The sequence below is a fragment of the Endozoicomonas gorgoniicola genome, assembly GCF_025562715.2.
GTDB classification, from domain to species: Bacteria; Pseudomonadota; Gammaproteobacteria; order Pseudomonadales; family Endozoicomonadaceae; genus Endozoicomonas_A; species Endozoicomonas_A gorgoniicola.
Genome location: NZ_JAPFCC010000001.1, coordinates 4296939 through 4308990 on the forward strand (window position 1 = coordinate 4296939; position 12052 = coordinate 4308990).

Here is a 12052-nt window from a genome sequence, read left to right on the forward strand (position 1 = left end):
CCGCATTCAACCCCTGCTGTTTTTTATTCGCCGTAGCCACTGGTCAATTTCGGCCAGTGCAGTGTTGTTCTGCCTGTTGCTGCGCAGGGCGATGACCTCTGCAATGGCAGCATCGGTCAGCTCACGATTTTCCTTCAGGAACTGCAAATGTTCAGGGGTTCTGAAGCGTTCGGGGTTTGCCACCAGTTCCGACAACTTTCCCCGCCTTTCAGACAGCGGCAAGGGCTGTAAATCGATTAGCCGGGTCAGCCAGTCAAGGCGAAATTCACGATTGAGCTTATCAACGTTGTGCAATGAACTGGCCCAGCGGTTCAGCCTTTTCTTTTGATCCTGGCTCAGGGAGCCAATCCAGGGCTTTAAGCCCTTTTCCATGCGAGCCACCTTGTCTTTTTCCCACTCGGTTCTGCTGGCTGTCAGACGGGTTTCATAACGCTTCAACATCTGCCGTCTGATGTTTTCTATAAGGTTCTGTCTCTGTTTTTCAGACAACTGCTCCAGCAGTTGCAGTAAATGCGGTTCCGCCTGTGTGACCAAACGATCCCAGAACACCAGTGTTTTCTGCCGGTGTGAGCGTACGTAAACCGAAATCTCTTCCGGGGATAACTGCCTCCGCAATAACTGTTCCCGAATACTCTCCAGCCACTGCTGATATTCCTGTAGCTCGTTCTCTTTATGCCACCGTTGTAACTGGCTGAAACGCTGGTCAAATTCCTTTTTCTGTCGGGGTGTCAGCTCTACATAATCGTCCACATACCAGTGCACCAGCCAGTCAAGGTTGTCATAAACATAGGAGGTCGAGCAGCTGTGCAGGAAAGGCAGCAGGAACAGTAGAAAAAAACCGCAGACTCTTTTTAAGGTGTTCATAGAAGCATGTTTTTTATTATTGAGCCTGTCCCTACCTTAAATCAGCTGTGAATTGATTTCCATCAGTCCGGTATTCCCCAATTAGCTTTTTGTTAATCATTACTATTTACAAAGAAAACTTTGTGAATAGTGAACTCTCTTCCAATTAAAAAAGAATCATTTGTATTTAGCTGTTTAATCTTTAACATTCCTTCTAGTTGCTTGTTTATAAAAACCAACAAATAGAAACAAAAACTGACCCATATCAAATCATTGATTAACAAACTCAATAACAATTCTCATCATCTTAATAAAAAAGAACACAGCCGGTTTCTTAAAGCATTCCGGCACAGCGTATTTCTCTGACAATTATTGCCCTGTTTCGTAGCCTGATCGCTGTCTTTGACAAGAGTTTCACAAAGAGCCTTTGCAGCCAGTCTGAAACATAAAACACCGGGAATACCTGACCTGCAACCAATGGGGGAGTATGTATTGGATACCAGTCTGATCATCACCAGTGCCACCGGCTTTATGGCCGTTCTCGGTGGACTGCTGGCTGTATTGCTTATCGTTGCCAATAAACGCTTTTATGTCTTTGAAGACCCCCGCATTGATGAAGTGGAAGACCTCCTCCCCCGTGCCAACTGCGGAGCCTGTGGCTCTCCCGGCTGCCGTGCGTTTGCCGAAGGTCTGGTAGCCGGTACGTTCCAACCCGGTCAGTGCACCGCTAATACCAGTGAAAAGAACAAAGACATTGCCAGCATGCTCGGTGTTGCCATGAGCGTTGCGGAAAAGCAGCTGCCCCGTGTCGCCTGTGCCGGTGGTTCACACGTTGCCTGGCAGCGAGCGAATTACGAAGGCATGGAAGGTTGTCGCGCAGCGGACCTGGTTGCCGGTGGCGGCAAAGGTTGTAACTGGAGCTGCCTCGGTCAGGGCGACTGTGTCGTCAGCTGTCAGTTCGATGCCATTTATCTGGACCGCAACGGTTTGCCCCATGTCGATGCCGAAAAGTGTACCGCCTGCGGCGATTGTATTGACGCCTGCCCCAGAGCCCTGCTGTCCATGCAGCCTGTCAGCCATAAACTCTGGGTAGCCTGCAACAACAAAGAATTTGGTGATAAGGCTGAATCCGACTGTGGCGTTGCCTGTACCGCCTGTGGCCGCTGCGAAATGGATGCCACTGAAGGCCTCATCGCCATGAGCAACAATCTGGCTACGGTCAATTACACCCTGAATGATAAGGCAGAAAAAACTGCTATAGAACGTTGCCCAACGGGTGCCATCGTCTGGCTCGAAAAAGACGACATTATCCGTAAAGGCAAGAAAGCAAAGAAAGTCATCCGCAAAGATGCCTTACCTGTTGCGTAATACACGGAAGGAGATCCCTCTTGGTCAAGTCAGTCGAAAAGCAGTTTAAATATCCCGGCAAGCGTATGGCCGTCGACGGTAACACTGCGGTGATCATGTGTGAACGTGAAGCCTCTGATGCTGCCGGAGCCTACCCTATCACGCCGTCCACCCAGATGGGGGAGTATTGGGCAGAGCAGGCATCCGCCGGTCATGTCAACGTATCCGGCAAGCCATTGATCTTCGTTGAGCCTGAGTCAGAGCATGCAGCAGCGGCAGTAACAGCCGGTATGTCCATGAGTGGCCTGCGTGCCACCAACTTCAGTTCTGCCCAGGGTATCGCCTTTATGCACGAATCCCTGTACGCAGCCGTAGGTAAACGCCTGCCCTATGTTCTGAACGTCGGCGCTCGTGCAATGACCAAGGCGTCCCTGAACGTACACTGTGGTCACGATGACTATCACTGTATCGACGACACCGGTTTCTTTCAGATGTTCGCCGCTAACGCCCAGCAGGCTGCTGACCTGAACCTGATTGGTCGCAAGATTGCAGAACTGTCACTGACACCTGCCGCCGTGGCACAGGACGGTTTCCTGACCACCCACCTGATTGAGCCGGTTATGGTGCCAGAGCGCGATCTGGTCGAAGAGTTCTGTGGTCGTCCTGATGACATCATCGAATGCCCAACCCCTGCCCAGAAGCTGATCTACGGTGAAAAGCGCCGTCGTGTACCGGAACTGTGGGACGTTGATAACCCCGTTGTTGCCGGTACAGTTCAAAACCAGGACGCTTACATGCAATCCGTTGCCGCCCAGCGCCCTTACTTCTTTGAACACATTTCAAAGATTACTGACGAGTGCATGGAAGAGTACTATCAGCTCACCGGCCGTCGCTATGAACGTGTCATGAACTACAAGATGGACGACGCCGAATACGTTGTTGTCGGACAGGGTTCCATGGCAGAACAGGCGTGTGCTGTTGCCGACTACATGCGTGAAAAGCGCAACATAAAAATAGGTGTGGTCAACCTGACCATGTACCGTCCGTTCCCGGGTGACCTGATTGGTAAAGCCCTGAAAGGTCGTAAAGGTGTTGTGGTTCTGGAGCGTACCGACCAGCCTCTGGCGGAAGACCTGCCGATAATTCGTGAGATTCGTGCAGCGATCACAAAGTGTCAGGAAAATGACATGACTCAAGGCGAAAAGCCTTACGAACACTACGCTACTTTTGGCAAGTTTGACACACCTCGTCTGTACTCCGGTTGCTTCGGCCTGGGTTCCCGTGACCTGCAGCCAGAAGGCATTATCGCCGCCATTGAAAACATGCTGCCGGAAGGCAGGCACCAGAAGTTCTTCTATCTGGGCATCGATTTCACCCGTGAAGAAGGACTGAACCCTAAAGAAGACATTCGTCGTCAGGAACTGCTGGACGCTTACCCTGAAATTCACAAAATGAGCCTGAAAGGTTCCGAAAACCCGGATCTGCTGCCGGAAGGTGCAATCACTGCTCGCCTGCACTCCATCGGTGGCTGGGGCATGATCACCACCGGTAAGAACCTGGCGGTGACCCTGTTCGACCTGCTGGGTTACGACATTCGTGCTAATCCTAAATACGGCTCCGAGAAAAAAGGTCAGCCAACGACTTACTACCTGTCTGCGGCACCTGAGCCTATCCGCATCAACTGCGAATACCATTATGTTGACGTGGTGATGTCCCCGGATGCCAATGTGTTCGGCCATTCCAACCCGCTGTTTGGTTTGAAGCCCGGCGGTGTCTTCATTATCCAGAGTTCTCTCGAATCCGCAGAGGAAGTCTGGGCAACCATCCCCCGTAAGTATCAGCAGTATATCGTTGATAACGATATCAGCATTTATTATCTGGATGGTTTCAAGATCGCTCGTGAAGAGGCCTCCAACCCTGAGCTCCAGTATCGTATGCAGGGTAACGCCTTCCAGGGAGCCTTCTTCCGGGCGTCTCCATTGCTCAAACGCGGCACTCTGACAGAAGAGAGCCTGTTTGAAGCGATCCGCAGCCAGCTGCAAAGCAAGTTTGGTCACAAGGGCGCTCACGTTGTAGAAGACAACGTTCGAGAGGTACGCCGTGGCTTTGATGAAATGGTTGAGATCACCGACAAGGTGGTCGGTGCTTCTCTGCCAGAAGTGCGCAAGGAAGAAAAACTGCCGGTCATGCTGAAGCAGGTGCCAGTCAGCAAAGACGGTGTTTCCGACCTGCACAAGTTCTGGGACGACACCGCTTCTTTCTACGCCAAAGGCGACGGTGAAGGTAACCCTGCCGACCCAAGTCTGGCTATGAGCCTGATGCCAGCCGGTACCGGTGCTTATCGTGATATGACCGGCATTCGTTTCGAATACCCGGAATGGGTTCCTGAAAACTGTACGGCGTGTGGCGACTGCTTCACCATCTGTCCAGACAGTGCATTACCCGCACTGGTTAACACCTTTAGCGAAGTGTTCGAAACCGCCATCAACCGTATCGAAACCAGGGGTATGCCAACCCGCTTCCTGCGTCGCGATACCCGTGCCATTGAAAAGCGTGTACGGGAGCTGATCGAAGCCGGTGGTGAAGGTTCTAACCCGAACCAGATGATTGATCAGGCGGTTCTGGAACATCTGAGCAATTCCACGCTGGAAGGTTCTCAGAAAGAAGCCCAGGAACAGGAATTCAGCCTGCTGCTGGACCAGATCAGCAAGTTCGATTTCTCCATCACCAAACCGTACTACACCAGTCGTGAGAAGAAGGCAAAAGGCTCTGGTGGCCTGCTGTCGATTACCCTGAACCCGAACACCTGTAAAGGCTGTATGGAGTGTGTAGAAGTCTGTACCGACAACGCACTGGTGGTGAAGCCACAAACTGACGAGTCTGTGGACAACATGCGCAAGAACTGGGATTTCTGGATGGATCTGCCCACCACCAGCGAACAGTTCAGCCGTATTGACGATCTCGACGAAAAAGTCGGCGCTCTCGAAACCCTGCTGATGGACAAGGCTAACTACATGTCCACCGTCTGTGGTGACGGTGCCTGTCTGGGTTGTGGTGAGAAGAGCATCATTCATCTGATGACGTCTACTGTCACGGCTATGATGCAGACAAGGGTTAAAGCTCATCTGAAAGAGATTGACGAGCTGATTGCCAGGCTGGAAACCCACATTCGCATGAAGCTGGCGGGCGGTGTTGATATCAGCAATGTCGATGCCATCGAACATGCCATTGAAGCCCACAGCGATCATGACCTGACTCTGGCGAACCTGACCGACAGCCTGAATGCAGAAGGTGCCAGCACACCGATTGATCCGAAGTGGCTGCGCTGGGTAACACAGCTGGTTGAAAAGCTGAAGCACCTGAAATATCGCTACACCGAAGGCACTACCGGCCGTGGTCGTGCTGCGATGGGTATCACCAACTCCACTGGCTGTACCTCTGTATGGGGTGCAACCTATCCCTACAACCCATACCCGTTCCCATGGGCTAACCACCTGTTTCAGGACAGCACCTCACTGGCAATGGGTCTCTTCGAAGGTCACATGGTGAAAATGGCGGAAGGCTTCAAGGCCATTCGTCAGGCGAAGCTGGAACTGGAAGGCAAGTACGACCCTGAAACACACGACAGTTTCTTCACCCACTTCAAGTGGAACCAGTTCAGCGATGAAGAATACCGTCTGTGTCCGCCTGTTGTTGCCATCGGCGGTGACGGTGCCATGTACGACATCGGCTTCCAGAACCTGTCCCGCACTATGGCATCCGGTGTACCGATCAAGGTCATGGTGCTGGATACCCAGGTCTACTCCAACACCGGTGGTCAGGCATGTACCTCCAGCTTTGTCAGTCAGGTGGCAGATATGAGTCCTTATGGCAAGGCGAAGCACGGTAAGACCGAGATGCGTAAGGAGATCAGCCTGATTGGTATGGCGCATCGTACCAGCTTTATCCTCCAAAGCTCTGCCGCACACACCACACACCTGCTGGAAGGCTTTATTGATGGCTTCAACAGCCGTCACCCGGCGTTGTTCAATATCTACGCCGCTTGTCCGGTAGAGCATGGCATTGCCGACGACATGGCGCGCCATCAGTCCAAACTGGCGGTAGATTCCCGTGCGTACCCTCTGTTCCGCTACGATCCGGACGCCGGCACCAGCTATGAGGACTGTGCTTCTCTGGAAGGCAATGCCAGGCTGACCGAAGACTGGCTGACTTATCCGATCAAGTATCAGGATGAGGAAGGCGAGCAGAAGACTATGGAACTGCCATTCACCTTCGCAGACTTCGCCATGACCGAAGGTCGCTTCAGCAAGCACTTCCGTAAAGTGCCTCAAGACGCCTGGAACGATGAACTCTCTGCCAATGCAGTCCCGCTGCACGAGTTCCTGGAAATGGACAACAGTGATCGTGAAGGTCTGTTCCCTTACGTGATGGCTACCGACAGGAAGAACCACCTGGTTCGGGTTCTGGTGGCTGAGGAAATGGTCAACGCCTGCGACGAGCGTCGCCACTTCTGGCGTCAGCTGCGCAGCCTGACCGGCGTTGAGAATCAGGCGAAAGTCAAAGCCGCAGCCACGGAAGCGAAAGCTGAACTGGCCAGCCAGCTGACCGGCAAGATTGAGGAACTGGTGGGAACCGTCACCGTGTCTCCAGCCATTGCCGCACCGGCTGCACAGGGTGATAACCTGATTCCTGCGGTACAGGTTGGCGAAGGGGTCTGGGTTGAAAGTGCTGAATGTACGGCCTGTGACGAGTGCATCAACATTGCGCCCGGTGTCTTTGCCTACGACAGCGACGGCAAGGTACAGATCACTAACCCACAAGGGGCTGCTTTTAAGGATATTGTGAAGGCGGCGGAGAAGTGTACTGCGGGCAGCATCCACCCCGGTATCCCATGGGATCAGAATGAAAAGGATCTGGATAAGCTGATCAAGCGGGCTGAGAAGTTCCAGTGATCGCAAAGGAGTGGGTAACCCCCACTCCATCGTAGGTTGGGACGAGCGTATGCGATTCCCAATACGGGAGGCATGGATTGGGTCACCGTGTTGGGAGTCGCTTCGCTCGTCCCAACCTACATTCCCCGGATAAAAAAGGATTTCCTTCAATGTCTCTTTTTAACCAACAGGGCTTTTTGAGGTTGCCCTGGCAGGGCAAAAGCTTTGCCAACGGCATACACCCGGAAGACCATAAAGAACTGACCGAACACAAGCCCATACGGCGAATGCCGTTTTCTAACAAAATTATTGTTCCACTGTCGCAAAGCATTGGCGCGCCTGCCAAACCGATTGTGAGCAAAGGACAGGACGTTGTTCGGGGCGAACCCATTGCTGAAGCAGGCGGTTTTGTTTCAGCCCCGATTCACGCACCAGTGACCGGCACTATTGCTGGCGTCGACGAGCTGGTCTCCATGCCCAATGGCAGTAAAACCCCCGCTATTTTAATTGATACCTGGCCTTCATCCGACCAGACCGTTCGTTATCTGCAACCACGCGATACTAAAGTCATGTCGGCAGACGATCTGGTCAAAGCGGTACAGGATGCCGGCGTTGTCGGGCTGGGCGGGGCAGCCTTTCCAACCCACGTAAAAATGAAAGCCCCGAAAGGTAAAACCATTACGACCCTGGTGGCTAATGGTTGTGAATGCGAGCCGTATCTCACCTGCGACCACCGAACCATGCTGGAGTACACCGACAACCTGCTGAAAGGTTTGCAGCTGGCAATGGTCATTTCGGGCGCTGAAAAAGCCATTATCGGTATTGAAGACAACAAGATGGATGCGGTTGAAAAAATCCGTGAAACCATCAACGCTCAGGGCTTAACCCATATCATCTGTGAGGCGGTTCCTACCTGCTATCCACAGGGTGCGGAAAAGATGCTGCTGAAAAGCCTGCTGGGGCTGGAAGTGCCTGCTGGCGGCATTCCTGCCGATATTGGCTGTGCCGTGTTTAATGTCGGCACTCTGGCACAGATCGGTGAACTGGTGCCGGAAGGCCGTGGACTGATCGAGCGCATCGTGACCGTCAGTGGTCCCGGCGTCAGTAAACCCGGTAACTACATTATTCCTCTTGGAACACCACTGTCGTTTGTACTGGAACAGGTCGGTGCTATCGACAATCCCGGCATGATCATTCTGGGTGGCCCGATGATGGGAACCAGTATCGCTACCCGTGATATTGCTACCACCAAAGGCATTACCGGCATTCTGGTGTTTCCTCCCGAACAACTGCCCAGCAGCCATGAAGCGGAAATGCCCTGCATTGGCTGCCGTACCTGTGTGGAGGCCTGTCCGATGTACCTCAACCCATCCATGCTGGGTAAGCTGGCTGATGTCAGCCGTCACCAGGAAATGATGGACGACTTTCACTTAATGAACTGCTTTGAATGCGGTTGCTGCAGTAACTCCTGCCCTGCCAACATTCCACTGACCCAGAAGATTCGGGTTGCCAAGCAGTCCATCCGTCAAAAAGCACGTAGTGCAGGATAAGGGTGGCACAGGATGATCAAACAAACTCCCTTAACCATTCGTACCTCACCGCACCTGAAGAAGGTGTTGACGGTACCGCAGATCATGCGAAACGTGGTCTACGCCCTGCTGCCCATCTGCGCATGGGCAATCTGGCAGTTCGGCATCAGTGCGCTGGCGCTGATTATTGTGACCACTCTGTCGTGCATGGCGACAGAACAGCTGTTTACAGCCATTTCCGGGAAAAAAAGCACGCTGTCGGATTACAGCGTGGTGATTACCGGTATTCTGCTGGCACTGACCCTGCCGCCGGGCTTTCCACTGTGGATGGCGGCTGTCGCTGGTTTTGTAGCAGTCGCTCTTGGCAAAATGCTGTTTGGCGGCCTGGGACAGAACCCGTTTAACCCGGCTCTGGTCGGACGTGCCTTTGTACAGGCTGCCTTCCCGGTTTCTATTACCACATGGACACCCGGATTTCTGCCTGAACGATTTTCGTCGTTTATTCCATCCAGTCTGGCGTTGCCGTTTATGTCTCCGGCAGACAGCAGTGCCTGGATTGCCGGACAGGTGGATGCTTACTCCAGTGCCACACCGCTGTCACTGTTTAAGTTTGAACAAGTCAGTACGAGTACTTCGGATTTGTTACTGGGCATGGTCAGCGGTTCATCCGGTGAAACATCAGCGCTACTGGTTCTCCTTTGTGGTGGCTTCCTGATTGCCCGTGGCATTATGAGCTGGAAGATTCCCTGTGCGGTCATTCTGGGTGCCTTGTTGACAGCCACACCATTCTGGCTGATGAACGCCGATATCTATCCAACACCTCTGTTCGTTATTTTCTCCGGCGGCCTGATGCTGGCGGCAATGTTTATGGCAACGGATATGGTGGGTACGCCACTGACTCCAGCAGGTATCTGGATTTACGGGCTGTTCATTGGTTTCCTGACCGTGATCATCCGTCTGTTCGGTGGTCTGCCGGAAGGTGCAATGTACGCCGTTCTGGTCGCTAACGCTCTGGCACCACTGATTGACAGTGTCACCCAGCCAAGAGCTTTCGGTACAGGTCTGAAAAAACAAGCGGGGGAGGAAGCATGAGCAGTAATGAAATTCCTCTGACAGAGGTCGCTGCCAATACGACAGCGGATGAGCAAGCCGCACCACAAACCCCTGTGATGGCGATGTTCCGAACCCTGACCTTAACAGCACTGCTGTCAGGCTTTCTGGTGGTCATGGTCGTTCAATGGGCAATGCCTTACATCGAAGCGAACCAGAAAGCAGCTACTGAAGCGGCTGTCTTTAACGTTGTAAAAGGTGCTACCAGCAGCCGTTCATTTGTCATCACCCAGTCCGGTATTGTTCCGGCGGAACAGACTGATGAAGAAGGCTTTATAATTTATGGCGGCTACGATGCCAGTGGTGGTCTGAAAGGACTTGCCATACCCGGCGTTGCTTCTGGTTATGCCGGTCCGGTGCATATCATGTTTGGTTATCAACCTGAACTGGAAGCGATTACCGCTTATCAGGTGCTGACTATGACGGAAACGCCGGGACTGGGCGACAAGGTTCTGACTGACGAAGACTTCCTTGCCAACTTTGACCGGCTGGATGCTCGACTGTCGTCTGATGGTTCTGCGCTGGCTAACGACGTTGTTACGGTAAAAAGTGGTACCAAACAAAACGCATGGGAAATTGATGCCATCAGTGGTGCCACCATTACCTCAAATGCGATTGGTCAGGCGGTTAACCTGAGTGCACAGCAGTGGTTGCCGGTTATCCACCAGCATCTGGATTCATTAACTCTCGATTCATTAACTCTCGATTCATTAACTCTCGATTCATTAACTCTCGATTCATTAACAACGAATGAGGCAGGCGAATGAGTAGCATGCCGGAAGACAGCAAAAAGCGCAGAAAACAAGACTATGAAGCGGTCACGCCGGATACGTTCCTGCGTGGGCTATGGCGCGAAAATCCAGTGTTTGTGATGTTGCTAGGCATGTGTCCGGTGCTGGCGGTCACCAACTCGGCGATCAATGCCATCAGTATGGGGCTGGCGACCAGCTTTGTACTGCTGATGTCTACAGGGTTGATTTCGCTGGTTCGTAATCTGATTCCCAAGCAGGTGCGCATTGTCACCTATATCGTGATTATTGCGTCGTTTGTGACCATCGTTGATTACATCATTCAGGCCATCAGTCTGGATCTGTATAACGCACTGGGCGCATTCATCCAGTTAATTGTGGCGAACTGTGTGATTCTGGGCCGTGCCGAATCTTACGCATCCAAACAGAAGCCGGTGGCTTCCATGGTAAACAGCCTGGGTACCGGCGCAGGCTTTACTCTGGCACTGTTCAGTCTGGGTTCTGTACGGGAAATTCTGGGAGCTGGCGCGCTGTTTGGTATCAACATTATGCCTGCCGGCTTTGAACCCTGGATCGTCATGCTGCTGCCAGCGGGAGGATTCTTTGTGCTGGGCGCCTGGTTGCTGCTGTTCGCCTTTGTGCGACTGCGCAAAGAGCAGCAGGAATCGCTTCATAAAGAACAATTTGATACGGAGGCTTTAGCCCATGGAAAGTGAAAGCCTGTTCAGCATTTTTCTGAATGCAGCCATTGTCAGTAACTTTGTACTGGCTATGTTCCTTGGTATCTGTCCATTTCTGGGCGTGTCTAATAAGCGTGATACAGCCCTGAACATGGGTCTGGCGACTACGTTTGTTATGCTGGTAAGTTCTGCCAGTGCCTATGTCATCAATCTGCTGCTGATCGAGCTGAACATCGAGTTTCTGCGTCTGATCTGCTACATCGCTGTTATTGCGTCATCGGTGCAGCTGGTAGAAATGTTTGTGAAGAAGTTCAGTCCGGCACTGTTCCGGGCGCTGGGTATCTTCCTGCCATTGATTACCACCAACTGCGCGATTCTGGGTCTGGCACTGTTCCAGACCAACCGGGGTTATAACTTCCCGCAGAGTGTCGCCTTTGCACTGGGTGCAGGCGCAGGCTTCAGTATTGCACTATTGCTGATGGCGGGTATTCGCGAAAAGCTGGAGCTGGCAAAAACGCCGTCTGTCGCTCAGGGTGCCGCCATGACGCTCATGATTGGCGGCATTCTGTCACTGGCGTTTATGGGCTTTGCCGGACTGGGGGCATGATGCTGTTGCAGATGTTAACGGCAGTGGTTGTACTGATGCTGACCATGGCAGGCTGGTTGAGTGTACAACAGCTGTATCGTAATTTTGAAAAAAACAACCCGGAATGTGGTCCATTCCGGGAAGATGGCGGGAACTCTGCGTGTAAATGCTGTGCCTCTCGCCATATATGCCAGACGCAATAATACCCATTGAGCAATTAGTGGCTGTGAAAAGCCCTTCCATCATGGCGGGGCTTGTGAACTACTCGCCCCTGAAG

General features: G+C 52.6%; 9 protein-coding genes. 8 read left to right on the top strand and 1 reads right to left on the bottom strand.

Annotated features, from left to right (window positions below; all coding sequences use genetic code 11):
- Window positions 1-6 precede the first annotated feature (6 nt).
- A complete protein-coding gene (locus NX722_RS19460; RefSeq protein WP_262564520.1) occupies window positions 7-864 on the bottom strand; it encodes a DUF6279 family lipoprotein in 858 nt (285 codons plus the stop codon).
- A 381-nt stretch (window positions 865-1245) separates the two neighbouring features.
- Here NX722_RS19460 and NX722_RS19465 point away from each other — a divergent pair, with 381 nt between their 5' ends.
- From NX722_RS19465 to NX722_RS19500, 8 genes are all read left to right on the top strand, one after another.
- On the top strand, window positions 1246-2211 hold the full coding sequence (locus tag NX722_RS19465; protein ID WP_262564521.1) for an RnfABCDGE type electron transport complex subunit B: 966 nt from the start codon (window positions 1246-1248) through the stop codon (window positions 2209-2211).
- 20 nt (window positions 2212-2231) lie between these two features.
- A complete protein-coding gene (locus tag NX722_RS19470; RefSeq protein WP_262564522.1) occupies window positions 2232-7142 on the top strand; it encodes a 2-oxoacid:acceptor oxidoreductase family protein in 4911 nt (1636 codons plus the stop codon).
- 149 nt (window positions 7143-7291) lie between these two features.
- Window positions 7292-8671 carry an electron transport complex subunit RsxC gene (rsxC, locus tag NX722_RS19475; protein ID WP_262564524.1) on the top strand — a complete coding sequence of 460 codons (1380 nt, stop codon included), beginning with the start codon at window positions 7292-7294 and terminating at the stop codon, window positions 8669-8671.
- A gap of 12 nt (window positions 8672-8683) precedes the next feature.
- Window positions 8684-9742 carry an RnfABCDGE type electron transport complex subunit D gene (locus tag NX722_RS19480; RefSeq protein WP_262564525.1) on the top strand — a complete coding sequence of 353 codons (1059 nt, stop codon included), beginning with the start codon at window positions 8684-8686 and terminating at the stop codon, window positions 9740-9742.
- On the top strand, window positions 9739-10527 hold the full coding sequence (locus tag NX722_RS19485; RefSeq protein ID WP_262564526.1) for an FMN-binding protein: 789 nt from the start codon (window positions 9739-9741) through the stop codon (window positions 10525-10527). Before NX722_RS19480 ends, NX722_RS19485 begins: the two co-directional genes overlap by 4 nt.
- On the top strand, window positions 10524-11225 hold the full coding sequence (gene rsxE / locus NX722_RS19490) for an electron transport complex subunit RsxE (protein WP_262564527.1): 702 nt from the start codon (window positions 10524-10526) through the stop codon (window positions 11223-11225). The genes NX722_RS19485 and rsxE overlap by 4 nt, the downstream gene beginning before the upstream one ends.
- Window positions 11215-11796, top strand: a complete 582-nt coding sequence (locus NX722_RS19495) for an electron transport complex protein RnfA (RefSeq protein WP_262564528.1) — start codon at window positions 11215-11217, stop codon at window positions 11794-11796. Before rsxE ends, NX722_RS19495 begins: the two co-directional genes overlap by 11 nt.
- Window positions 11793-11978, top strand: coding sequence for a hypothetical protein (locus NX722_RS19500; protein ID WP_262564529.1), 186 nt, complete (start codon window positions 11793-11795; stop codon window positions 11976-11978). Before NX722_RS19495 ends, NX722_RS19500 begins: the two co-directional genes overlap by 4 nt.
- Window positions 11979-12052 lie beyond the last annotated feature (74 nt).